Source organism: Peribacillus sp. TE19612 (genome assembly GCF_056279465.1).
Map to the genome: position 1 here is coordinate 662,624 of NZ_JBWCCL010000001.1, position 24,010 is coordinate 686,633.

A 24,010-nucleotide genomic window follows, 5' to 3' on the forward strand; every position below is an offset into this window, starting at 1 on the left:
TAATCGAAGGACACAATGATCTTTGTTTGTATTTTAATGTACAGACTAATCCTATCCAGAAAAAAATTCGTTTTAAGCACGCATTTTTTCTTTAAAAATAGGATTAAATGATCATTGTTTAAAGGTCACCCTTCCATTTTATGTTATTTTCATAATAATTTATTTAATCTGATAAATCAAGGGAAAAATTAATAAAATAAAACTATTTTTTGGGATGGGTTTGTTCTATTTTTCTAATTAAAAAAAGGACTTCCTTTAAAAGGAAGCCCTTTAATATCCTTAAGCTTCAAAGGGCTGCCGTCGAATATGGCTTCTGCCCTTTGTTACCTTATCCATCATTTTTTCATGACCTTTTCCTGGATTATCTCAAGCAATTGTGTTTCTTCTTTTCAGTTTTCCAATAAACGTTCTTGATTAGGATTGCCCTGTACAAGCAAATGGGAAGATGGCATTAGAATTTGATGCTCATGTAAAGCAGTCATCATTTCAAACCTCACGCTTCTCGATGTTTCAAAGTAATCATCAGGTTTCACAAGTCCCACTATGCATAGTTCATATCCAACATATTTAAGATTCGGATTTAAATCCGTTATGCCTATGTATCTAAAATCCTCTTCAGGTGTACCATCTTCTAGCCTTAGAAGGCTTTCACCATACTTATCATTACAGATAATACATATATCCTCCAACAGACTTTTTACCTTTTCAGGATTTTCCTGGTAACTTACTGTAATGCGTTCAATGATTCGCATTCTCCCTTTATTAAAATTTTGGATCGTCCTGATTTCACTATGTGGGATGGTCAGCAATTTTCCTGACCATTCCCTGATCTGCATGAACCGGATACCGATTTCCTCAATCGTCCCGGAACTTGTCCCGTTGAATGTCACGAAATTCCCGACTCGGAATTCATTATCCGAAAGCCTTACAAATCCCAATAGGATATCCTTAAGCATTTGCTGAGCGGCAAATCCGATCACGACCCCTAAAATACCAGCTCCAGCTAAAATTCCTTTTAGGTCTATAAACTGTCCAATCAAATATATAAGGAAAAGCCCGGATATACCGTACCTAAGAGAAGAACGAGTAACCCCCTGTATTGTTTTTTCGACTTCTTCGTCGAAAAAATTGGATCTTCTAAAGAACCATTCAACCAGTTTATTCAAAATATAATAAACCGCCAATAACAGTATAGCCAATATGAAAAGCCTCAATAATAAAAATTCTTCCCAGTAATCCACAGCAAGCTCAGAAAATTTCAAGATATTCATGTTTTCACCTCTATTTTCACGTTTATTCAGAATCGATTAAAATCCAGTCATCATCCTTTCCGATTATCCCTTTATCAAGGATAAGTCTCGTTTTAAGGCGATAGGATACCCCTCGCTTATAAGGCTCCTTCAATATAGGCAGACAAAAGTTGAAAGGAATTTCGTTGCTTTCCCCTGAATTTATCTCCCTTGTAGACAAAATGGTGCTCGTTTTAAGGATCTCTTCCATTCCCGTAGAATGAGTATCCATGATCAAATCACATTCAATCCTTCTTATTCTTTGCGCAAGGGTACCACCCTTAATCAAAAAATATCCATTTATGCATTCACCGGATTTATACGTATTTTTCGGAAGGATTAAATCTATTTGTGCAGAACCAATTCCTAAAAGTAGCAAAGATTTTCTAAGTATCAAAGAATACACTCCATTTATATTTATTTGTTTTTCTATTAAAACCCAAATGTTTATACATTTCCTTAAGGGGACTACAAAAAAACCTTTACCATTTTGGTAAAGGTTTACTAAAAGAAAATAGACCTTTACCAATAGGTAAGGTCTGGCTAACAACAATATGCTGCCAACAACACCGAGAGCAAAGAGCTCCGTAATGACGACATTGTTGTAAAAGCTACTCCCCTTTGGAGAATGTATTCAAGTATATAATTTATAATACGGTAGAATTAGAAAGTTTGTCAAACCTTTATATTTTATTTTTTTCGGGCTCTGCCCGGGTAATTCGAGTTCTTTGAGCATATCTTGTCATTAATGAAAATATAATGGATGAACTTGTCCAGTTAGAGAATCAACTGCCAGGTTTTAAATAGGCCAGTTCGTGGAATAGGAAGTATGTAACAGCTCCTTCTATTTACAAATCGGTGAACGCGCCTTTCAAAAAGAATAAAGTGAACAAACTATGAAAATTTGATAAAACCTAAAATTATATTTAAAAATTAACAAGATTTCTCTTTTACTTATGCCAAACTTGTTGTAATATAAATGTAACAATTGTAATATTTATTAAACTTTCGTTACATAAGTATCCTATTAGGGATTGGGGAGATATGATATGAAAAAATTTTTAGGTATGCTATTATCTATTATCATTTTATTTTTCACATTAAGTGGTCCGGTTACTGCAAAAACGACATCATTGTCTGACGCAAATGCATTAAAGATAGCCGATAATGCCAGCAAACATTTTTGGAATGCTTTACATGGATACAAAACCCGTTCATGTTCACAAAAAACTTTCAATTATAAAGGGACAGAGTACTCATACCTTTGCCAAGAGTTTAATACAAAAGATAAATTGACTGCCTACTTAGCAGAGACATTTACTAATAATGCAATTGAAAAAGGACTGACTAAATATAATTACATTACCCATAAAGGGAAATTAGCCCGTCCAGTCGGAGATGGCTTTAGCATGTTAGAGTGGAAAAAAGCCAAAATTAAATTGGTCTATCAAAAACAAAACGTTAGGTCATACAATTTAACTGTACCTACAGTCGACGGTGAGTCAGTAAAAAGAACGGTTACCTTTTATAAGTCCGGTTCCGCTTGGAAAGTCAATCAGTTCGATGCAGTTCAATAAAACATTGGTTTAAATGTAACGCCTCATATGCTGTATAGTTAGTTAAAAACTATATGACATATGAGGTGTTTTTTTGTTGTCCCTTGTATCTTGAGAAATAATCTTTCAGACTTGTATCAGCTCACCTTTCACTTCACAAAATATTTAAACAAAAAAAACACAGCTAAGATGCTGTGCCTTAACGGATTTTTGCCTTTCGGAAGCCTTGATAGGTATCGTAGGCCGCAAAAATGATGGAGATGAGTATGAGACCCCAGTATATCGAGCTTTTCCATTCATCGATTGAGAATAGTGTTCTTTGGTATGCAAGGAATTCCGGGTTCAATAAATCAGGATTACTGATGATGATGATGAAAGCCAGAGTGTACAACAGCTGGTATATGGCATGAAATGAAGCTAATTTCAGGGTCCATCGACCTAAAAATAATTTATATATCGCTAAGAGCACCCCAATGATAATGACGCAAGATACCAGCAGCCAATAGGAATTCAATACATCTTGATTAAAAGAAGGTGTCACGAAAATGAGACTGCCATTTCTTTTTTCATAGACGCCTAAGAGGTTTGCTGCATTGAAATAAAGGGCTGCGAAAACAGAAAGGCCTAACAAACTTGCAAAAACCTCGACCATAGGGACCGCTTTTTTCTTTGAAATGTTTGGAATATCTTTTAAGTTTTCCGGTGTCCATGGTTTCAAGTCTTTTGTTACGGGCGACTGGTCTTTTGAAGTATCCAAGCGTTCTAAAATGGCAAATGAAAGCGTTAACCAGAAAAACACTTGGATACCTGTACTGATGATACCTGAAATTCCTTTCCCGATTATTTTAAAAATTGCTTCCATAACCGTATTCCCCGTATCCCGAAACGGATTATCCCCTACTAATGCGATCAGTGAAATGACTGCAGCGATTGGTAAAATCATTTTCAACAGACTGATATAAACATCATAATAACGAGGCCCGATCAGATGCATTGGCCGATCGCGATAACCACTTGCCAGTGTAACCGGATCTCCTAATTTTAAAAGTACCGCTTTCACGTCTTGCTCCGTATGATCCTCCGGAAGCATATCTTCGATTGTGGATTGAAGCTCAAGCGCAATATCCGCCCGGTTTTTTTCTGGCAGCCTGCGGGTCACTTCCTGAATATAAAGTTCAATCAGCTCCATCTTCTCCCTCTCCTTTTAATAATATATAAAGCTCTTGAGATGTTTTTTCCCATTCTTCCTTTAACTGCGTGAAGATTTCTCCCCCATAATCACTTAAAGAATAGTACTTGCGCGGTCTACTTTCAGAAGTATCCCAGCTGCTGGTCACCAATTCTTGTTTTTCCAGGCGGCGAAGCAAAGGATATAAAGTACTTTGATCAATGCTAATTCCAGACTTCTCTAAACGCTGGACAAGCGAGTACCCATACTGCGGAGTTTTGAGCTGACTTAAGACAGCTAACGTCAAAGTGCCTCTGCGCAGCTCAGTGGTTAATGAATTCAGTAAAGTGCTCATCCAATCACCCCTTCTCTATACTATGTGACGTACACCATACCTTATACTATGCATCATACACTATTTTAGTTCTTACAACACCATAAAAATAAAAATATATTTAATTTAAACCATAAAAAAAGAGAAGCGTTTCGCGCCTCTCCTTTTTTCATTATAAATATTACACAAGAATGACCCACAATATCATCGTCGTGATAATCGTGACCACTCCTTGTATTAAGGTAGCCATTGTTTGAGCTTTATAGGCATCCGTCACTTTCATCCCGCTAAATTGGGTGACCACCCAGAAGAAGCTATCATTTACATGGCTTACTGTCATCGCACCTGCTCCAACAGCCATGACTACCAATGCAAGAGGAACAGCCCCTTCAATACCCAACGTTGGAAGCATGGGGGCAATCAAAGATGAAGTGATGACCAGTGATGCTGTCGAAGAACCCTGGGCCGTTTTCAACCCAGCAGCAATTAGGAACGGGACCAACAGGAATAAGGAACCGCTAAAGATGCTGCCCATATCCCAACTTTGGATGATGTCTGCAATCCCCGTATTTTTAATGACGGTACCAAATGCTCCGCCCGCCCCGGTAATCAATAAAATTGGCGCAGCATCCAATAAGGCGGCTCCTATCCAGTTTGTTAATGTTTCTTCATCATACTTAGGCAGCAATGTCAAAGCAGAAATTACTCCGACGAGCAATGCGATGATCGGCTGGCCCAAGAATACGAAAAATGCGGCAATCCCCCCTTCCGTCCCAAAGAGCGTTAATACAGAACTGGCTCCAATCAGGACAATCGGTAAAACGATCGGTAAAAATGATTGTAAGGCAGAAGGCATCTTGCCGAATGAACGGACAATTTCATCATAATCGTAATCCAGGTCACTTCGGTCATCTTCAACTTCTATCTTGGTCGCTACTTTCAGTGACCATATATAACCAGCAAGTGCAGCTGGAATGGCCGTAATAAGACCTATCAAAATGACGGTCCCCAAGTATCCGTCCGCTCCGATATTCCCGGCTGCCGCAATTGGCCCTGGAGTTGGAGGTACAAGTGTATGTGTTGCATACAAACCAGTTGCAAGAGCAACTGACATGGAAGCAACCGCTACTTTTGCGCGTCTTGCCAATGCTTTTCTTAAGCTCGATAAAATAACGAAACCTGAATCGCAAAAAACGGGTATGGATACGATAAAGCCTATCATACTCATGGCAAGCTGCGGTCTTTTAGGGCCGACAATCCTCAATACGACTTCGGCCATTCGTAATGCGGCCCCGGCCTTTTCCAAAATGGTTCCGATTATTGTACCGAAAACGATTACAAGTCCAATGCTCGTCATCAATCCGCCAAAACCGCCGTTAATATTCTCAACTATCTGATCCAGAGGCATTCCGGAAGCAAAACCCACAAATAAAGTGCCTAATAGAAGCGATAGGAACGGATGAAGCTTGAATCTAGTTGTCGCAAAAACAATTAAGAACACGCCGATGGCCAAAACAATAAATAACATAAGATTACCCCCTATTTTTGATCGCTGCCAAAAAAGTCCGCATTACTTGTTCGGCTGAAACTTCCAACAATTCAGCTCCTCTTTCCATAGCTTCCTTTAAAGGCATAGGAGCGTTCACCAAACTATGAACACTCGTTATTCCGTGGTCATATAAAACTTCAATACCTGTTCCGATCGATCCAGTCAAAACAAATACCGGAATACCATGCTTTTTGGCTTCTTGTGCAACTCCCATGGGTGTTTTGCCTGAAGCAGTCTGGTAATCGATTTGACCCTCACCGGTAAAGACACATTCGGCATCGGACAATTTTTCACCCAATTTCGTATACTCCATGACAATATCGATGCCCCTTTTTGTTTCTGCACGGAAAAAGGCTTGAAATGCACCTCCAATTCCTCCTGCAGCCCCAGCACCTGCTTTATCATGCAAGTGTATGCCTGTTTTGATTTCCACCAAATCAGCCCATGATGATAAAGCTTTATCAAGCAATTCAACCATGTCTGGAGTCGCCCCTTTTTGAGGTCCGAATACACTTGATGCCCCATCAGGACCGACTAATGGATTTTGTACATCCGAGGCAATCAAAAATTCGGAATCTGCTATTCTGGTATCAAAATCCTCTGTATTAATGTCTGATATCCGTGATAATTCGGCACCTCCGTATCCCAGACTTTTACCTTCTTCATCAAATACCTTCATTCCCAAAGCCTGGAGCATTCCGACACCGCCATCGTTGGTAGCGCTTCCACCCACCGCTAAAATGAACCTTCGACAGCCATCATTCAATGCTTTTTGTATAAGCTCCCCTGTCCCGTATGAAGTAGTGATCAATGGGTTTAACTCAGCTGGATCGACTAGGCATAGACCAGATGCACTAGCCATTTCAATCACACATGTTTTTTGATCGCCCAAGATTGCATATGCTGCCTGAACATCTTCAAGTAAAGGTCCTTTAACAATCACATCAACTTTTCGACCATTTGTTGCTGTAACAAGGCTATCCATCGTGCCTTCCCCGCCATCCGCAACTGGAACCAATTCTGTCTTTGCATCCGGCAGTGCCCTCCTGACTCCTCGCTCGATTGCTTTTGAGGCTTCTGTTGCTGATAAACTTCCTTTATAGGAATCTGGTGCAATAACAATTTTCATGCTCAGTTCCCCTTTTAATATATTTTGATAATAATTTAATTATAATCTTCAGAAATATTTTAATCATCGTTCATTCTAAACGAAAATTAGTATGACATATTTGACTTTTTTGGCTATACTGTATAGAAAAAATGATCTTCGGGAAAGTTTTCTCTTATTTGCCCATTTTCCTAAAGTACAAGATAGCTAAGGTCTTAAACTACCGACAATCCCCTTTACATGAAAAATCATAGCTTGTTTGCATGAAATATGATTACCATTCTGTTAGCGCAAACTGGATAACCAAATAAAAAAACTCTAGAAGGATGACTTGAATGCTGACCCAAGAAATTGCAATGGAAATTGTCAAACAAACCACCAATAGACTTAACAGAAATATTAATATTATGGATGATAAAGGAATCATCATCGCTTCCGGAAATCATGACCGCATCGACCAATTGCATTTAGGAGCAATGGAAGTACTGAAAACGGGAAAGCCTTTAATCATTCCCGAAAATGATCGTCATCAATGGGTAGGTGTCCTTCCTGGAATTAATTTGCCGATTAATTTTCAAAATGTAATTATAGGTGTCATCGGGATCACCGGAGATCCGACAGAACTTTTGGAATTCGGCGAATTGGTGAAGATGATAACGGAAATGATGCTTCATCAAGCTTTTATGGCGGAACAACTCGAATGGAAACAACACTTGAAAGAATTGGTATTTGAAGACTTATTAAAGGAAGATATCAATCAGCATTCGATTGATCAAAGACTTGAACTGATTGGAATGAAATTAGAACCTCCCTATCAAGTGGGGGTAATGGAAATGAAATTAAATCCGTTAAAAAATAAGAATGAGTTGATTCAAATGACTGAAACTGTTTTTGGTTCCCAGCAAGCCCTTGTTGGGTTCCTGAATGTGAATCGGGTTTTCATTCTCACTACGGCGCTTAGCGGAAATAACATTGACAAAAGCCTGGATTCAGCCATCAAACAATTAAAAGCAAAAGGCTTCGTTATACGAATCGGTTTGGGCTCGATTGTGGATAAGGAATCATACATCGTCCACTCTTTCCGCGAAGCTGAAGCGGCACTTTTACTAGGTGAAGCCGATCAAGCTTTAACTAGATATACTGATGTGGAAACAAAAGCACTGTTGGAAAGGATAGATGAGCGGACGAAACAGCAATTTCAGGAAAGAATTTTAGGCAGCTTATCCGAAAAGTTGATTGAGACGCTGCAACAATTTTTTCTTAGTAACTTAAATATCGGGGAATGTTCAAAAAGAATGTATATCCATCGTAATTCCCTTATATACCGATTAAAAAAAATCAAGGACATTACCGGATATAATCCACAGGTTCTGCATGATGCCATAACTTTACAGTTAGCCATTTGGGTAAGCCAATCGAAAAGGGAAAGTTGAAAGAAATTGTGAGAATAATATTGCCTATTTAAATTATTTGCGTTCCATCCCTATAAAAGCCTTGCATGGAATTCTGTATAATTGATCGAATTACCGAGTAGATTAAAAATACATGATTTTTTTGCATATCAGGAGGGATTGAATGAGTGGCATCGCAAATCTTTTAATTATCCTTGGATTTACCGTTGTTTTCATCATTATCATCGTTTTGGTCTTACTATTACTTTATATGATTTTCTTTGATCGCATGCAGAAGCATCATGCAATTTTAAGAAATTACCCCGTGCTTGGGAGAATACGATACTTTCTGGAAAAAATCGGACCTGAGATGCGGCAATATTGGTTTAATAGTGATAACGAAGGAAAACCCTTTTCCCGTGATGACTATGAACATATGGTGAAAAGTTCAAAATATTTACGGGATGTCATAGGTTTTGGCTCAAAACGGGATTTTGATGAGGAAGGCTTCTTTGTTAAAAATAGCATGTTCCCAAAATTGGCCGAAGAAGAAAAATATGATCGTGAAACTAAAGTGACGACGAAAAGGTACATTCTATTGAAAGACCCGCTTTTCTCACAACGTGAAGAAAAATGGGAAGATGAAGTATCCTCTGCATTCTTATTGGATGATGAAGATGCCGTAATCATTGGCCCAAACACTAAGAACCCTTTTCGACTAAAAGGTCTTATCGGCATGTCAGCCATGAGTTATGGCTCTTTGGGAAAGAACGCAATCACTGCGCTTTCTGAGGGATTGGCTGCAGCAAAAGGCACCTGGATGAATACAGGTGAAGGCGGACTATCTCCTTATCATTTAATTGGCGGTGTCGATATAATCATGCAAATCGGTCCAGCCATGTTTGGAGTTCGTGATAGTTTCGGCGAAATGGATTGGGATGAGTTAAAAAGAAAAAGTGAAATACCTGAAATCAAAGCATTTGAAATCAAATTGGCTCAAGGTGCCAAAACTCGCGGAGGGCATATCGATGCTGAAAAAGTGAATCCGGAAATCGCTGAAATCCGTAAGGTCGTTCCGTACAAAGCGATTGATAGTCCGAATCGGTTTTATCAATACAATGACGTAAAATCCATGTGCGATTTTATTGAAAAAATCAGGGAACATACAGGAATCCCGGTCGGCATCAAAATGGTCATCGGCGGCACTGACAGTGTTGAAGAGCTTGCTAGCTACATGAAAGAAACCGGGAAAGGTCCGGATTTCATTTCATTGGATGGCGGTGAAGGCGGCACAGGTGCATCTTATCAGGAATTGATCGATAGCGTAGGATTGCCGATAAAATCCGCTTTGCCGATTTTGGTATCGACATTGGAAAAATACGGTGTCCGCGATCGGGTTAAAATCATCGCCTCCGGTAAATTGTTCACGCCTGATAGAATTGCGATAGCCCTGGCCATGGGAGCAGACCTTGTTAACATAGCTCGAGGTTTCATGATTGCGATAGGATGTATCCAGACGATGAAATGCCATTCCAATGCTTGTCCTGTCGGGGTAGCCACCACTGATCCGGAATTGCAAAAAGCACTTGTCATCGATGAAAAGAAATACCGCGTGGTTAACTTTCTTGTAACCCTTAGAAAAGGATTATTTCGGATCTCAGCGGCTGCCGGTTTAGAATCGCCTATCCATTTTCAACCTAAGCATATTAGCTATAAGGACGATAAAGGAATTGTTACATCCCTTGAAGATATTATGAAAGAGGTTAATGGTCAAATAGGTTCCAGGCAATGAAAAAAACACCGCCCAAGTATGTTGGGGCGGTGTTTTTTTCTTTTTCAATCAATGAAGCCTTATAAGCTGCAAAAATGTATTAGGCATGTAATCGAATATCCCACTGTCTCCACTTTTCCCTTACCCTCCAGCTTTCCATAGCGATAATAAACATAAGCAGCAGTAATACAAGCGGCATTAGCTAAAATTCGGGATTATCAAAAATTTCAGATGGATTGATAATACCATTTGCCATCACGTTTAAACTTTCTGCACTGGTCATTCAAAAGAAGGTATTCTAGGTGTGCCAATGTTTCACCAACAGCAAATCTGGTTTCGTGAATGGACAGATTTCCAAATAAGATCTGGCAAGCACTTTTTACAGAAATCGGCTCATTCATGTTTTCATGAATTACATGCAACCGGTCCTGATGGTGATCCAACAATTCAACAATTCTTTTATTGGCATTTTGAAACGGTTTCCCATGAGAAGGGATGACATATTCAACGTCCAGCTTTTGTATTTTTTTTAAAGAATTAAAAAACTCTTCCAATGGGTTGCTGAAACCTTTAAACCAATAAGAAATATTTGGAGATATCTTGGGCAATATATGATCTGTCGAGAAAAGGACGCTATTTTCCTTATTGTATAAGGAAATCAGGCCATCAGAATGTCCCGGAGTGAAAAGCACTTCATACTCATATTTGCCAAAATGCAGTTTCATTCCTTCCTCAAGATGATGATTTACGGTAGGATAGGGTTTTACTTGTGGCATGAATCCGCTTTCGTCACTGGATAAGGCCACGGCGACATCTTCTTCCATACCACACGCATTGTAATTTTCTTTAAGCAGATTCAGCGAATCGGCTTCCCAATACTTAGTTCCCGCATGCTCATCGACTTCTGTCATCCATACATCCGCACCGGTCAATTGTTGTAATGTCCCTGCATACCCGAAATGATCTGGGTGATAATGTGTGATGATAATATCGGTAATATCGTGTTTTTCGATAATTGGGTTCCATAATTCCCTTGTCGTTTTGTTATTTAATCCCGCATCAATGATAGTCCATCCTTTTTCACCTTCCGCTAGGAAACAATGGACATGGTCCAATCTAAAAGGCAATGGAATGGTAATTTGAGTAACTTTCAATTCATTCAGCAAGTATAACTTCCCCTTCCGATTTAACTGCATTTACATGAAAAAAATCGAAATTGCTAAAAACAAAACATTTAAGTTTATTAAATATCGTATATCATTAATCAATTCGACGAATTTTCTCAGTTTCCTTTAATCATATCCAGAGCCAATCGATTAAAATCCAGAAGCCATAGCCAAGGGGCAATGGTTAATCCATGAAAATTAAAAAGACCGCCATTAAAATTAATGGCGGCACCTCGTTTTACATATCTTCCTCGATCGTTTGAACAAGGTTGAAAAGAAAATGATAAATTAAATGAAAAGCTTCTTCCAATGACATGTCTTCTTGAAACCCATTAATGTTATCCAAGGCAAAATTCACATCCCATAGCCCTTCGCCCTGGTTAAACATTAAACTGAACGACCCAATTCCTTCTTGGAGTTCCTTGGTTAAATACGTTTTTAAAACATCTCCCATTTTTTTCTGGAATTTCAATCCGAACATCGCATTATATGTACCGAAAACATCATCGACTTCTAACGAAAGTGCCTCAACACCGATTAATTCGAACCATTGTGATTCAAAGTAAAGGAATTCATCTTTGTTTTTTTTCAAATACTCGATCGGTTGTGATAAAAATGCAGAGTTCTCTTCAGAGATTAATTCTTCGCTCTCTTTATTACTGCGCTCCATATAAGCATCCGTAAAACGCGATGCATTTTCTTTTTCCACTATAATGATATCTTCAGCGAGTAATTTATGCTTTTCTACATAATCCTTTTCTTCTTTAAATAACTCAATCTTGTTTTCGATTACGGATTTTGATATGTATGATTCCATTTGTTTTTTTAGCATGATATGTCCTCCTAGTGTCTTTTCAAGCTTTCACAATTTCAATCATAGCATATTCAGTATAGATAAAATAACTTTGTGAAAGAAATTACAATATCAGATATGGCAATCATTTCGAGTCTTCGATATAGTAGTGGTAAGTGTTTATACATATGAAAGAAATGAGATGTTGAATCATGCAAAAAATCATTGTAGTTGGTGCAGGAATTTTGGGAGCTTCCACTGCCTATCAGTTGGCTAAAAATGGGGTTGAAGTGATTATTATTGACCGCCAAGATGTCGGTCAAGCAACATCTGCAGCTGCTGGAATCGTTTGCCCGTGGATATCGCAAAGACGCAACCAAGCTTGGTATCTTCTTGCCAAAAATGGTGCGGCATTTTACCCGGGTTTAATTAAAGAACTTGAACGGGACGGTGAAACCGAGACCGGGTATGCCCAGGTCGGTGCCATAAGTCTGCATACAGATGAAGCTAAACTGAATGCCATGAAGAACCGGGCGACAAAACGGCAAGAAGATGCACCGGAGATGGGGGCGATCACCTTACTTTCCGCAGAGGAAACACGTGCCTTATTCCCGCCTCTTTCCAGCGAATATGCAGCCGTTCATGTGAGTGGTGCAGCGCGGGTCGATGGACGCGCACTACGTGATTCCTTATTGAGGGCTTCACAAAAATACGGTGCAAAACTTATGTATGGCGAGGCTAAACTTACATATAACGGTACTCAAGTGTCAGGTGTAACACTTAGAGATGAATTCATTCCTGCTGATAAAGTGATTGTTTGTGCTGGCGCCTGGGCATCGGAATTACTGAAACCACTGGGCGTGAATTTTCAAGTGACTTTCCAAAAGGCTCAAATCATTCATCTGGAAATGGCAAATGAAAATACAAATAACTGGCCTGTAGTCATGCCTCCGAGTGATCAATATCTATTGGCTTTTGATAATAATAAAATCGTTGCGGGGGCGACTCATGAAAATACGGAAGTTTTCGATAACCGAATGACCGCAGGAGGGCTGCAGGAGGTTTTCAACAAAGCCTTGCAAACCGCCCCCGGTTTGACAGATAGTACGTTTGTTGAAGCAAGGGTCGGATTCCGTCCATTCACGCCGGGATTCCTTCCCGTCATGGGACCTTTACCTGGCTGGGGAGGCATAATCGTAGCCAATGGTCTTGGAGCTTCAGGTTTAACAATGGGCCCATATATAGGCTCACTATTGGCAAACCTCGCACTTGACAGAGAAATTGAAATCGAAATCGAAAATTATGATGTAAGAGGTGCGCTATAAATTTAGCTTCCCTTTAATTAACTTGCTGTATGAACTCGACTGATCAGAAAATGATCAGTTCCGTTTTTTTAAAATGGTCCTTTTCATAAAAAAATCAAGGACCTTAATGGGTCCTTGATTCAGACTGTAAACAAACTCGAGGAAAATAGAGTTTGTCTATTTTTTATGGCTTGGACGTTGCTTTAACTTTTAGATAGAACACTTTTGCCTAGTCATTTTCGTTTTAAAATAGAAGTATTAAAACTTGAGGTGATGAAGATGCTTTCTAAACATGATTCTATTCAGCGAGATCAACTTGAACTGATTATCAACTGGTGCCACCGAACCATTTGGTTCGTAAAATGGAGGCTGCCATTGACTTCACTTTCATTTATGACTTGGTGAAAGATATGTATTCATAGGTAGGACGCCCAAGTGTTGATCCAGTTATTTTAGTTAAACTGACATTCATTCAACATACCTTTGGTATTCGCTCCATGCGTAAAACGATTGAAGAAGCGGAAACAAATATGACTTTCCGTTGGTTCTTAGGCTATGGTTTTCATGATAAAGTACCTCATTTCAAAAATCATGCTGTTCTTTGAAATGAAAAAATAAGAATCTTCCATTTCAATTTATTTCATCTATTTATTAATATCAGGTTCACTTACTTCTTCATAAATAACTTTTAACTCTTCAATAGTGAGTGTTTTTAAAAATTCCTCTAATTCATCCATGTTAATGCCTCCTATAATTAAGAACATTCGTTCCTATTATAATCACCATAATATCAGTAGTAAATAGTTAATTTTACTTTTAACACAAATAGATGAATTATGGAATTCAATAATCAACTGTTTCCCATCCTTTTATACCTACAAAAGATTCAATGAGCATACAGCACTCCTTTTTAACCCACGGTCATTTCCTTTGAAAAATAGTGCTGTAACATCATTTTCATTTGCTCTTTATTTGCTGCAAATTGCTTATGACGATGACCATTCCCTCCAGATGGATGAGGAAATCCTAGAAGTATGTTATTGGCATCCATATAATCTTGACCCGCTAAATAGTTTAAGACCTTGGTAACATTAACGCCTAAAGGAATAATAAGCGGTCGTTCAATGGTACCTATTTCGGTAGCAAAGCCTTCCATTATATTTTTTTTAAGCAACTCGGTCTTTAAAATGTTCGGAGTTGTTCCACTATAGTTTTTTCCGTTATAAAAAACTGGGTAGATTAAAACTGAGGTAGTATGAACGAGGTGACTCGCTTCGTCAAAAAGATCTAGTGTGGACGAAATGTTTAAGTATGTGTGTAATCCAAGCTCATCCAACATTTTAACTAAATTTTTTCTCATCGTTCCTTCAAAACTGGAATTTTTTTTTACTTCGTGCAGGATCTCTTCGTCACCATGCAGGTGCCCTCTTGCATTAATTACGGTAGAATAAGATTTTTTCATTTGATGTAAACCAGGAGTGATTCCGACAATCACCACTTTGGCCCGTTCATTTATATATTCGAAAGGAGCATAATATATTTCGAGTTTTTTCTTTTCTTCTCTTTCAAGCAAAAATTGCTCGCTCTTTATCATTTCATCTTGATAGACAGCAGGTAAAGCTTTAATTAAGTCTTTAAATTGCGTAAACTTAGAAAAATTAGCGATTCCCATAAATTACTACCCCTTCTTCCCTTTATTTATTTTGGCCAATTCAGTATATCAGAAATCCAGATTTGCCACCGACATAGGGGCATTATGAATCTTGTTGGAAACCTCAAAAAAAAGATAAATTGCTTTCCAACCCTTGGATTGAAAAGAATTTATCTTTAAAATGGTATTTGGGGATGAAAAAAATGTTTGGGTTTACAAATTGAAACTATTGATTGAACCTTCCGCGTTGGCGAAGTAATTCACGATTCAGGTTCGGATCCTTTTCAAATGCAGCGCGGCCGTGAAGCCAGAATATGTTGTTGACAACAACTAAATCTCCAACAGGCAGTTCAAGTTCAAGTACACTTTCATCACTTTCTAATGAATTGGATAAATCGCGCAAGTATTTGGCTTGTTCGATTGATTCAGGATAAACAAATTGATCGATAAAACATACACCAGGTTTGTTATTATGATTGAAGAAGGTCAATCTTTCAATTTCCTGGTCAACGTTCTTACTTTTTGGAGCTTTATACGTAAATTTGTGGCTGGATAATGGATGATTCACATACATATCAAGCTCTTTCCAATCGTCTAAATGCAATAAACGTGATTCGCCACCGCGTGCATTTTGTTCGATCATCTTCATCATTAGTAACCAGTCCGTTGGTTCATCTACAAAGGTGCCATCCGTATGAAGTGTAAATAAACGATAAGCCTGACGTAAATATGAATCACTGCTATCCGTGTCTTGAACACTGAAGCGGGCATAATATTTCCCTGACATGGAATCATGGTTTGGAGTTCCCAGCAAGTATGAAATGGCCGTTGCAAAAATGACATATTCATCTGTATTCTCCGTGACACCCTCCAAGCCAAGGGTGAAGCCGCCGGATTCCCGATCATGAACGATGTTACGAAGCAATTCACCAAAGTCTTCCCCTACTTGATCCAAAAGATATGAAGCAATGATGAGTCGTGCATATGGCGTATATTCCAGATGTTGAACAGACTGATTATCCTTGGATACCGTTTCTAAAAAAGCAGCAATCGCCTCTTTTGAAATTTCAATATGATATAAACGGCTGGATTGAGGGTGAACTTTCACCTCGTATTTTTCTGTTTTCCTTTCAAACTTCGCTCTCTTTTTTTCTGCAATGTTCATGAATGATTCCTCCTGTTATTTGTAATATAGGTGACAAAGTTAACAGGAAATATAAAAAGCCAGTCGCACATGATCCCCAAATAAAATGGGAATCCAACTGTACAACTGGCTTATATTCACTTCACTGCTCTATGCAAATAGAGTCACAGCGAATATGCAGTTTATGTATGATTTATTTTTCCTGTTTCCAATCATTAAGATCTTTACACGATTCTGAAAAGGTATTTTCCAAAAGGTGTTAATGTCATAATATTGGCTTAATTACATTAAAACGTTTTTCCGTAAAAATGTCAACATCTTTTACAAATTATTCTGATAAATCATTTTACTAACTTGGTAGTTTCGTTTTTTCTGCCGCTTTAATTTGCTGAAAATGGAGATCCAGGTCCTTCAAGGCAGCAATCAATGCATTAGCCGCTTTCCCCCGATAATAAGATGTAATCGATTCTATCGCTTCATCAACACCATCATTTAAACTGATCCCTTTTAATACACGCCCAATAAATTCCCGTCCATGCTCTGTTGCCAGTGTACAAGAAGCCTCCAGGACAACACCATATTTAGCATCGACTTCTGCAGTGATGGTCAAAGTTTCAAAGACACTTTTCGCCGCCATCCCTTGAGGTAAACGTGCGTGACCTGCAATAAAAATTGTTTTACCATTGAACATGAGGCCTCTTCCTCTCTTTAACAAATATTATTTTGTCAATACAGCTTCCAATAAGTGTGTTTGTTCCGGAATGCGGGTAACAACCTCTTTTCCAATTTCAATGGAGGCTGTTGCTGCAGGTGACGGTGCATTACAAACATGAATGGTCCGTTTCCCCATTATAATATGAAAATCATCCACCATATTACCATCATCCTGTAACGCCTGTGCCCGGACTCCAGCAGGTGCAGGGATTAAATCATTTTCTTGAATTTCCGGAATCAATTCCTGCAGGCTTTTCGTAAATTGCTTTTTACTAAAAGAACGGACATATTCATCCATCCCTTCCTTCATGAATTTACTGGCCAGTTTCCAAAAACCTTTATAGCTTAAAACTTCAGTTAAATCCTTCGCATTGAAGTCAGTTTTTTTATAACCTTCACGTTTGAAACTTAGTACAGCATTTGGTCCAGCATCTACTTCGCCGCTAATCATCCGTGTGAAATGAACTCCTAGAAATGGAAACTTAGGGTTAGGTACCGGATAAATTAAATGATTGACAAGAAAGCGCTTTTCGGGCTTCAATTTAAAATATTCACCCCGAAACGGGACAATTTTCATATCAGTTTTATACCCCGCGGCTGCTGCGATACGGTCACTGTGCAATCCAGCGCAATTAATGACTATCCTTGCTTTTATCGTCCCGTTGTTCGTAGCGATGATGACTTCATCAGAATCCTCGTCAATCTTCTCCACCTTTGTATTCAGCTTGATTTCACCGCCGTTGCCTCGGATGATATCCGCCATCTTTTCACTTACCTGACGATAATTGACGATGCCAGCTTGCGGGACGCGAATCGCTCCAAGTCCATTAACATGCGGTTCAATTTCCTTTAACTCTTCCACACCGATTCTTTGGATAGCTAGCCCATTTTGTAAACCGCGTGAAAATAAATCATCTAGAAGGGGCAACTCTTCTGGTTTTGTTGCAACAATGACCTTGCCGCAAATATCATGATCAATTCCATGCATCCTGCAGAATTCCGTCATTGATTTGCTTCCTTGACGGGCAAACCGTGCTTTGAAACTGCCTGGTTTATAATAAATTCCTGAATGGATTACGCCGCTGTTATGCCCCGTTTGATGATCTGCAACAACAGCCTCTTTTTCAATGACTACCACTTTAGCATTAGGAAACCGCTGATAAAGGGCCATTCCCGTCGATAAACCTACAATTCCCCCGCCAACAATTGCGAAATCATACACAATTAACACTCCTTTTATTGATGATTTTTAGTATTCAGCAACTCCATATACGTAATTAAATTGTTCTTAGTCCGTAAGATGTGAAATTCTACTGCTGCCCTTAGTTCTGCAGGATCCCCTCTTAGTACCGCTTCATATATCATCCGGTGTTCCCGTTGCGTTTCTGGGTAATAATCAATCAGCAAATTCGGCGCAATGGGTGAGATCCCCAACGTTTCTACCATTTTTTGAACTCTTGGCCATGGGCACCCTTTTCGGAGGGTTTCATGAAAAGCCGCATTCAAAAGGATATAATGTTCATTGGTTTCATCAGATAACTGAATCCCTTCCATTTCAATCAAAATTCCCTTTAATTTTTCTTTATCCTCCTTTGTTAAAAAAGGAAGCGACTTTTCTACAGCAAGGCCTTCAAGCAGAGACCTGGTATGATAAATTTCTTCAATATCATCCCGGGTAATCGGTGTGACGATTGCTCCTTTATGAGGAACCATTTCCACCAACCCCAACATTTGAAGTTGTGTAAGGGCTTCACGAATGGGCATTCTGCTTACTTCCAGGCGATCTGCCCACTCCTCTTGGATGAGTCGCTCCCCCTTTTTCAACGTCCCATTCAAAATCGCCTTCCTAAGACTTTTCGTTACATTTTTTACGATTGTAGATTTATCTCTTTTAGAATTAGCATTATCCAATCCAGCGTCCACCTTTCGATATTGGATACAATTAAAACTATATCAACTTAATAAAGCGATTACAATACAGAAAATTAAATAAATTGTATCCAATTAAAAAAACACTGGATACATTCCTAGGTAAACATCTACTTCTCTCATATAAAGATAATTTATGGCATTCATTTATATGTAGCTATACACTAGTGATTTAAAATAATCATCTTATATTGTTCAGTTCAGTATAGAGAAGTTTTTTTTGGATGAAATTCCATTTAAATCAAGTCTTTTTGTATCAAGATACATTAATATCTTATATGCAGGCTCCAACCGTGTTAAAATCAAACAAATATAGTTATGAAATACAAAATATGAAATTGATAAAAGTCATTAGAATAAAGGGGAAAATTGCATGGCAGAATTAATCGATTGGAAAAATAGTGCTCACGGGCATAAATTCATAGCATCTTTTAGCGGAGGAAAGGATAGTGTCTTAGCCTTATATAAAGCATTGAAGGTTGGAGAAGCTGTAGGGCTGATTGTCATGCTGGAGGAGGAAGGAAAACGTTCCAGATCCCATGGAATGCCTCCGGAACTCATAAAAGCCCAAGCTGAATCAATAGGTTTGCCTGTATATACTGCGGCTGCCAGTTGGACTGATTATGAAAAGGTATTTATGCGCCTTTTAGAAGATGCAAAGAATCAAGGAGCAGAAGTGTTGGTAACTGGAGACCTGGATATGCCTGCCCATGGCTGTTGGCATGAAAAGGTTACGAAGAATGCCGGGTTGAAGCTTGGAATGCCTTTGTGGGAAATGAACCATCGTCAAGCTGTCGAAGAGTTCATGAATCTAGGATTCGTTACGATCATTGTAACCGTTAATTTATCATTGGGAATGCGAGAGGATGATTTAGGACGAACGTTAACCCATGAATACGTGAAGGAACTTGAAGCTCGCGGCATTGACCCCTGCGGAGAAGGTGGAGAGTTTCATACAACAGTAATAGATGGGCCTATTTTTAAACAGCCAATTCCAGTTCGTAAATGTGTAATTATTAAGGACGGGGAGTATGCGTTTTTACCTTTGGAGCTAGATAAGATGACGAATAAGAGTACCTTATAACCGAACTTATTACCAATATTCCTGGCAACCACTCTATACTGCACCCCGATTATGTGATGTTCTTTAACGATTGAGGTGCAGTTCATCTAAGGAGTCCTTTAACAGTAGGATAATATCACTTTAGTTAACATAATGATATTATAGTTACTTCATTTTGCAGCAACCATTCATTACTGATAACTTTCTGATTTATTATTTGTTAAACCGGAGAACAACAGATTTTTAAAAGAAAAAATATTTCTAATATACTATATTGATAAGAAATTGAGCGATTTATAAAAATCAGTAGAGGTGATATCAAAAAAAAGACTATATATTTGAAGTGAACCCAAAAAGTTAGACACTTTATTTAATTAGGCAACCTTGAGGGCATGAACCCGGTAATCTACTGGGCTCATGCCTTTTAATTTTCCCTTGATTCGTCGATGATTGTAGTAATGGATATATTCTTCCAGTTCTTGTTTGAAATGCTCCATGCTTTCAAATTCTTGAAGATAGAGTAATTCGGATTTTAATAAGCCAAAGAAGTTTTCAATGACCGCATTATCGAGACAATTTCCTTTTCGGGACATGCTTTGTTTAATGTTATGTCTTTTCAAATCATGTGTATTGTTTCATCTGGTAATGCCAGCCCTGATCTGAATGGAGAACGGGGGAATCTTTCGATTCCAAGCGCATTAAGGCTTGGTCAAGCATCTTGGAGACTAAGGGATAAACAGGACGTGATTCGATATTGTAAGCAATAATCTCTCCATTAAATAAGTCTAGGATGGGCGATAAATACAACTTTTCACCGTGTAAATGAAATTCAGTTACGTCCGTAACCCATTTTTGATTTGGCTTTGTTGCCTTAAAATTACGATTGAGGATATTAGGCGCAACCTTTCCAATCTTGCCTTTGTATGAACGGTATTTCTTCATACGGACCAGACACTTTAGTCCCAACTCCTTCATCAATCGAAGGACCGTTTTATGGTTCATTGAAATCCCTCTATTACGTAATTCCAATGTAATGCGTCGATACCCGTATCTCCCTTTATTCGTATGAAATATCTCCTGGATAACTGGCTTTATTTCTTCGTATTTATCCTGACGCCCGAAGGCGTTTATCCAATAATAATAGGTACTCCTTGCGAGATTTGCGACGGACAGAAGGAGCTTTAAATTAAAATCTCCCCTTAGTTCATGTACTACTTTCGCTTTTTGCGTTCGGACGCTTCGCTTTCTTGAACTAAGGCTCTCAACTTTTTTAAATATGCATTCTCTGCACGTAATCTTTCATTTTCAGCCTGTAACGCCTCTAATGACCCTTCTACTGGTTTTTTCTTCGTTTCAAGAGCGTCAACGCCGTACTCCTCCAATTGCTTTAGCCAATTAGTAATAGTAGAAGGAGAAGCAATGTTATACACAGCAGCTGCATGGGTACTAGACACTCCAAAATCGTTCATATAGTTTAGTACATCCATCTTAAAGCTAATATCATAATTTGTATAGGTAGACATTAGCCCTTCTATTCCATGTTCTTTATAATGCGCCACCCATTGCTTTAAAGGAGTCAAACTGATATTAAATTGATTGGCTACAGTTCTAAATGAGTCCATTCCTTCTAAATAAGCAAGGACGGCTTTTAATTTCAACTCTAATGAATATTTTGTCATAAAAAAGCACCTCCAATTGTTAGATGGTGTCTAATAATTGGGGTGCAGTTCAATTCTAGTCTTTTTTGAAAAGTCATTCGGTTGATTTAAAACTATTGCCCGACCAAAACTCTTATTTTTTTAAAATCCTCAGTGAAGGTGATTTTCCTAGTAAAAGGAGCGTTTCCCCTTCCGAAAGCCCTTTCTCTCCGCACCAATGATGCCGGTTTTATCTATCCTTTAAGAAATATAACGAAATAATGTTTCTCTATAATAACGCTCTTCTAAAGGACTGTGTTATCCATATAAATAGAATGAAAAATACAGGAGTTGTCTTTGTCCGTTCAGTTAATAATAGAAATCCATTAATGTTTCGTCCATTAAATCCTGTGTGAGTCCTATGTAAATCATCGTATCTTTTGGATTGGAATGATTAAGGATTTGTTGCAGTAAAGCGATATCCTTGAATTTTTGGTAATGCAAATAGCCGAAGGTTTTTCGGAGGGTATGTGTACCGACATCCGGAATGTCTGCCATTTCAGCCGCTTTGTTCAGAACCCGATAGGCCTGCACCCTAGTGATTGGACCATTACCTTTTCGACTTGGAAATAAATACTGTTCATTTTTCAGGTTCGATTTCCGGACATACTTCCTAACTTCCTTACGAAGTTGAGGATTGACAAGAAACCGCTTAATTTTATCTGTTTTTTGCTCCACGATGACTATATGCGTACCCTCAAGGATGTCTTTCACTCGCAATTGTAAAAGGTCGCCTATACGTAACCCGATGTTTATCCCGATCGAAAACATCATATAATCCCTGTAGCTGCAATATTTTAATAGTGATTTTTTCATCTTTTCTATGTGATCCAACCTGCGTATCGGCTGGACATTTTTAATTCTTTGAGAGGTTGCTTGCATGAACGGCTCATTCCCCTTTCTCCTTCTTTCATTGTACGTGAACAGCTTAAAAAAAGGCAAGTTTTATAAATTTTGATACGCTTATAAACCTTGATTTAACGGGATTTCGAATGTATCAATAGAGGTCCTTTGTTACATTCGGAATATTCTTATAAATTCGTCCCAAAAAGAGCTAATAATCTACTACCCTCCTTTCACCGTCTTATAGCTTCATAGAGCGCTTTTAATCGGTTCTTGACTTATGACTCCAATGAATTAAAACAATAGCTTTAAAAGCCAAATATGGAGCTCGTTTTTTTGACTTTTATTATATTTTTGTAAAATAATGTATAGAATATCTTCCTTCCAATCAATGCTAGTAACAAATCCACTTTCAGTTTATTTGTCAATTCATTTAATTTATTATAATATAATTATGTAAACTTATCTATTAAACATTTCTTCATTTTAAATTTAACAAAGAGAATTCAATTTACTTCCCTTTGTCAAATATTCCCCAATCCATTAATGAATATAAAAACTGGCATCATCAATGATTTCTATGTCTTTGTGACTTTTCAGCTCCTCCATCAACTGGAAAAGCGCTCCATCTTTTTGTTTTGCTTCAATCATGCAATCGAGATGTGGTAAGCTTCCCTTTATTTGTTGCAAAAATTCCATGAACATAGCAGTATCCACAAAGTCAGCATGTGCTCGATATTCTTTATCGGACCTTGGACTTGAAATATGCATTTTAGGAGGTAGTTCGGAATTACTCCAGGTATTCAATATTCGGTCCCAATGATCTTTCCAATCTTCACTTGGTAAATGATGTGCGAGGTGATGGTGATAATCAAAAACCATCGGTATTCCTAATTTCTCACATAAATAAAGGGTTTCCGACAATGTAAAGGTAGTATCATCATTCTCAAGAATGACCATTCTTTGAATCGATTCCGGAATCAAACCCCAATTATGGATAAACTGCTCTAATGCCTGTACATGCTCGCCATACCCCCCGCCAACATGTAAAACACAGCGGTGTTCAGGATCCACTCCCATTTTTTTTAATAAAGTATAATGCATCCTTAATGTTTTTAAGGATGTTTTCAGAATCTCGATATTTGAACTATTCAAGATGACAAAATGATCTGGGTGAAAATCTATCCTTATTTTTGGGTGATTCTTTATGAATGTTTTTAATTTAGCCAGTTCTTCTGAAATGGGATCTATGTAATCCCATTTTGGAATTTCCGGATGATTGGCTAAAGGGATAAGTTTTGAAGAAAGCCTAAAGAACTGAATATTATTAGCTTCGTTATGAATCAATAAACGCCAGCAATTATGAAGATTGGATATTGAAAGGCGTTCGAGCTTCCTTATCGCTGCATCTCTGTCCTTAATCTTCGAAAACTGAGCATAAGTCATCGTTTGGGATGGTGAACAGTTTGGCACAAGATTACTCATGGCTACATAACCAAGGCGGATTAATGTCAAGGTGATATCTCCTTTACGGTTGAAT

Annotated in this window: 20 protein-coding genes and 2 pseudogenes; 6 read left to right on the forward strand and 16 right to left on the reverse strand. The window is 38.3% G+C overall.

The window, feature by feature from the left end; translation table 11 throughout:
* Positions 1–389: 389 nt before the first annotated feature.
* Together ACZ9AO_RS03190 and ACZ9AO_RS03195 are read right to left on the reverse strand one after the other, a co-directional pair.
* Positions 390–1,271, reverse strand: a complete 882-nt coding sequence (locus ACZ9AO_RS03190) for a mechanosensitive ion channel family protein (RefSeq protein WP_048686051.1) — start codon at positions 1,269–1,271, stop codon at positions 390–392.
* A 22-nt stretch (positions 1,272–1,293) separates the two neighbouring features.
* Positions 1,294–1,686 (reverse strand): sporulation protein, encoded by a 393-nt coding sequence (locus ACZ9AO_RS03195; protein WP_063594970.1) that lies wholly within the window; start codon positions 1,684–1,686, stop codon positions 1,294–1,296.
* Positions 1,687–2,338: 652 nt separating this feature from the next.
* On the opposite strand from ACZ9AO_RS03195, the gene ACZ9AO_RS03200 reads away from it, so the two are divergent.
* Complete coding sequence (locus tag ACZ9AO_RS03200) at positions 2,339–2,866, forward strand: IseA DL-endopeptidase inhibitor family protein (protein WP_476108445.1); 528 nt, start codon at positions 2,339–2,341, stop codon at positions 2,864–2,866.
* Between the two features lie 178 nt (positions 2,867–3,044).
* Here ACZ9AO_RS03200 and ACZ9AO_RS03205 read toward each other — a convergent pair whose 3' ends face one another.
* The 4 genes from ACZ9AO_RS03205 to ACZ9AO_RS03220 all read right to left on the reverse strand — a co-directional run bounded on the left by ACZ9AO_RS03205 (position 3,045) and on the right by ACZ9AO_RS03220 (position 7,025).
* Entirely contained in the window at positions 3,045–4,034 is a 990-nt protein-coding gene (locus ACZ9AO_RS03205) for an HAAS signaling domain-containing protein (RefSeq protein WP_476108446.1), read from the reverse strand.
* The gene (locus ACZ9AO_RS03210) at positions 4,021–4,368 is read right to left on the reverse strand and encodes a PadR family transcriptional regulator (RefSeq protein WP_251539580.1); all 348 of its coding nucleotides are present in this window, start codon (positions 4,366–4,368) and stop codon (positions 4,021–4,023) included. The genes ACZ9AO_RS03205 and ACZ9AO_RS03210 overlap by 14 nt, the downstream gene beginning before the upstream one ends.
* Before the next feature lie 160 nt (positions 4,369–4,528).
* Entirely contained in the window at positions 4,529–5,875 is a 1,347-nt protein-coding gene (locus tag ACZ9AO_RS03215; RefSeq protein ID WP_251539582.1) for a GntP family permease, read from the reverse strand.
* A 4-nt stretch (positions 5,876–5,879) separates the two neighbouring features.
* Positions 5,880–7,025 carry a glycerate kinase gene (locus tag ACZ9AO_RS03220; RefSeq protein WP_476108447.1) on the reverse strand — a complete coding sequence of 382 codons (1,146 nt, stop codon included), beginning with the start codon at positions 7,023–7,025 and terminating at the stop codon, positions 5,880–5,882.
* Positions 7,026–7,339: 314 nt separating this feature from the next.
* Between ACZ9AO_RS03220 and ACZ9AO_RS03225 the strand changes: the two genes are divergently transcribed.
* Together ACZ9AO_RS03225 and ACZ9AO_RS03230 are read left to right on the forward strand one after the other, a co-directional pair.
* A complete protein-coding gene (locus tag ACZ9AO_RS03225) occupies positions 7,340–8,437 on the forward strand; it encodes a CdaR family transcriptional regulator (RefSeq protein ID WP_476108448.1) in 1,098 nt (365 codons plus the stop codon).
* Between the two features lie 142 nt (positions 8,438–8,579).
* On the forward strand, positions 8,580–10,187 hold the full coding sequence (locus tag ACZ9AO_RS03230) for an FMN-binding glutamate synthase family protein (protein ID WP_054395772.1): 1,608 nt from the start codon (positions 8,580–8,582) through the stop codon (positions 10,185–10,187).
* Between the two features lie 206 nt (positions 10,188–10,393).
* Here the strand turns inward: ACZ9AO_RS03230 and ACZ9AO_RS03235 are convergent, their stop codons facing one another.
* Together ACZ9AO_RS03235 and ACZ9AO_RS03240 are read right to left on the reverse strand one after the other, a co-directional pair.
* Positions 10,394–11,332 carry an MBL fold metallo-hydrolase gene (locus tag ACZ9AO_RS03235; protein WP_476108449.1) on the reverse strand — a complete coding sequence of 313 codons (939 nt, stop codon included), beginning with the start codon at positions 11,330–11,332 and terminating at the stop codon, positions 10,394–10,396.
* A 238-nt stretch (positions 11,333–11,570) separates the two neighbouring features.
* A complete protein-coding gene (locus tag ACZ9AO_RS03240; protein ID WP_251539593.1) occupies positions 11,571–12,164 on the reverse strand; it encodes a branched-chain amino acid aminotransferase in 594 nt (197 codons plus the stop codon).
* A 173-nt stretch (positions 12,165–12,337) separates the two neighbouring features.
* Between ACZ9AO_RS03240 and ACZ9AO_RS03245 the strand changes: the two genes are divergently transcribed.
* A complete protein-coding gene (locus ACZ9AO_RS03245; protein ID WP_476108450.1) occupies positions 12,338–13,450 on the forward strand; it encodes an NAD(P)/FAD-dependent oxidoreductase in 1,113 nt (370 codons plus the stop codon).
* A gap of 258 nt (positions 13,451–13,708) precedes the next feature.
* Positions 13,709–14,013: pseudogene (locus ACZ9AO_RS03250) on the forward strand (transposase); the annotation flags it as partial.
* A 326-nt stretch (positions 14,014–14,339) separates the two neighbouring features.
* Here ACZ9AO_RS03250 and ACZ9AO_RS03255 read toward each other — a convergent pair.
* From ACZ9AO_RS03255 to ACZ9AO_RS03275, 5 genes are all read right to left on the reverse strand, one after another.
* The gene (locus tag ACZ9AO_RS03255) at positions 14,340–15,101 is read right to left on the reverse strand and encodes a uracil-DNA glycosylase family protein (RefSeq protein ID WP_476108451.1); all 762 of its coding nucleotides are present in this window, start codon (positions 15,099–15,101) and stop codon (positions 14,340–14,342) included.
* Positions 15,102–15,306: 205 nt separating this feature from the next.
* Positions 15,307–16,245: a glutarate dioxygenase GlaH gene (gene glaH, locus ACZ9AO_RS03260; RefSeq protein ID WP_095392070.1), complete on the reverse strand. Its 939-nt coding sequence runs from the start codon at positions 16,243–16,245 to the stop codon at positions 15,307–15,309.
* A gap of 328 nt (positions 16,246–16,573) precedes the next feature.
* Positions 16,574–16,915 (reverse strand): DUF3870 domain-containing protein, encoded by a 342-nt coding sequence (locus ACZ9AO_RS03265; RefSeq protein WP_251539600.1) that lies wholly within the window; start codon positions 16,913–16,915, stop codon positions 16,574–16,576.
* Positions 16,916–16,942: 27 nt separating this feature from the next.
* Positions 16,943–18,160: an L-2-hydroxyglutarate oxidase gene (gene lhgO, locus ACZ9AO_RS03270; protein WP_476108452.1), complete on the reverse strand. Its 1,218-nt coding sequence runs from the start codon at positions 18,158–18,160 to the stop codon at positions 16,943–16,945.
* A 14-nt stretch (positions 18,161–18,174) separates the two neighbouring features.
* Positions 18,175–18,849 (reverse strand): GntR family transcriptional regulator, encoded by a 675-nt coding sequence (locus ACZ9AO_RS03275; RefSeq protein WP_476108453.1) that lies wholly within the window; start codon positions 18,847–18,849, stop codon positions 18,175–18,177.
* Positions 18,850–19,240: 391 nt separating this feature from the next.
* Between ACZ9AO_RS03275 and ACZ9AO_RS03280 the strand changes: the two genes are divergently transcribed.
* Entirely contained in the window at positions 19,241–19,951 is a 711-nt protein-coding gene (locus ACZ9AO_RS03280; RefSeq protein WP_476108454.1) for a Dph6-related ATP pyrophosphatase, read from the forward strand.
* Positions 19,952–20,304: 353 nt separating this feature from the next.
* On the opposite strand, the pseudogene ACZ9AO_RS03285 reads toward ACZ9AO_RS03280, so the two are convergent.
* The 3 genes and pseudogenes from ACZ9AO_RS03285 to uvsE all read right to left on the reverse strand — a co-directional run bounded on the left by ACZ9AO_RS03285 (position 20,305) and on the right by uvsE (position 23,985).
* Positions 20,305–21,609: pseudogene (locus ACZ9AO_RS03285) on the reverse strand (IS3 family transposase).
* Positions 21,610–21,936: 327 nt separating this feature from the next.
* Entirely contained in the window at positions 21,937–22,509 is a 573-nt protein-coding gene (locus ACZ9AO_RS03290; protein WP_194719377.1) for a site-specific integrase, read from the reverse strand.
* Between the two features lie 504 nt (positions 22,510–23,013).
* The gene (gene uvsE / locus ACZ9AO_RS03295; RefSeq protein ID WP_476108455.1) at positions 23,014–23,985 is read right to left on the reverse strand and encodes a UV DNA damage repair endonuclease UvsE; all 972 of its coding nucleotides are present in this window, start codon (positions 23,983–23,985) and stop codon (positions 23,014–23,016) included.
* Positions 23,986–24,010: the final 25 nt, after the last annotated feature.

Bases quoted from the DNA above. Each gene is read 5' to 3' on its own strand.
- ACZ9AO_RS03190 (WP_048686051.1), bottom strand. From the start codon at position 1,271: ATGAATATCTTGAAATTTTCTGAGCTTGCTGTGGATTACTGGGAAGAA.
- ACZ9AO_RS03200 (WP_476108445.1), top strand. From the start codon at position 2,339: ATGAAAAAATTTTTAGGTATGCTATTATCTATTATCATTTTATTTTTC.
- ACZ9AO_RS03205 (WP_476108446.1), bottom strand. From the start codon at position 4,034: ATGGAGCTGATTGAACTTTATATTCAGGAAGTGACCCGCAGGCTGCCA.
- ACZ9AO_RS03210 (WP_251539580.1), bottom strand. From the start codon at position 4,368: ATGAGCACTTTACTGAATTCATTAACCACTGAGCTGCGCAGAGGCACT.
- ACZ9AO_RS03215 (WP_251539582.1), bottom strand. From the start codon at position 5,875: ATGTTATTTATTGTTTTGGCCATCGGCGTGTTCTTAATTGTTTTTGCG.
- ACZ9AO_RS03220 (WP_476108447.1), bottom strand. From the start codon at position 7,025: ATGAAAATTGTTATTGCACCAGATTCCTATAAAGGAAGTTTATCAGCA.
- ACZ9AO_RS03225 (WP_476108448.1), top strand. From the start codon at position 7,340: ATGCTGACCCAAGAAATTGCAATGGAAATTGTCAAACAAACCACCAAT.
- ACZ9AO_RS03230 (WP_054395772.1), top strand. From the start codon at position 8,580: ATGAGTGGCATCGCAAATCTTTTAATTATCCTTGGATTTACCGTTGTT.
- ACZ9AO_RS03240 (WP_251539593.1), bottom strand. From the start codon at position 12,164: ATGCTAAAAAAACAAATGGAATCATACATATCAAAATCCGTAATCGAA.
- ACZ9AO_RS03245 (WP_476108450.1), top strand. From the start codon at position 12,338: ATGCAAAAAATCATTGTAGTTGGTGCAGGAATTTTGGGAGCTTCCACT.
- ACZ9AO_RS03255 (WP_476108451.1), bottom strand. From the start codon at position 15,101: ATGGGAATCGCTAATTTTTCTAAGTTTACGCAATTTAAAGACTTAATT.
- glaH (WP_095392070.1), bottom strand. From the start codon at position 16,245: ATGAACATTGCAGAAAAAAAGAGAGCGAAGTTTGAAAGGAAAACAGAA.
- ACZ9AO_RS03265 (WP_251539600.1), bottom strand. From the start codon at position 16,915: ATGTTCAATGGTAAAACAATTTTTATTGCAGGTCACGCACGTTTACCT.
- ACZ9AO_RS03280 (WP_476108454.1), top strand. From the start codon at position 19,241: ATGGCAGAATTAATCGATTGGAAAAATAGTGCTCACGGGCATAAATTC.
- ACZ9AO_RS03290 (WP_194719377.1), bottom strand. From the start codon at position 22,509: ATGCAAGCAACCTCTCAAAGAATTAAAAATGTCCAGCCGATACGCAGG.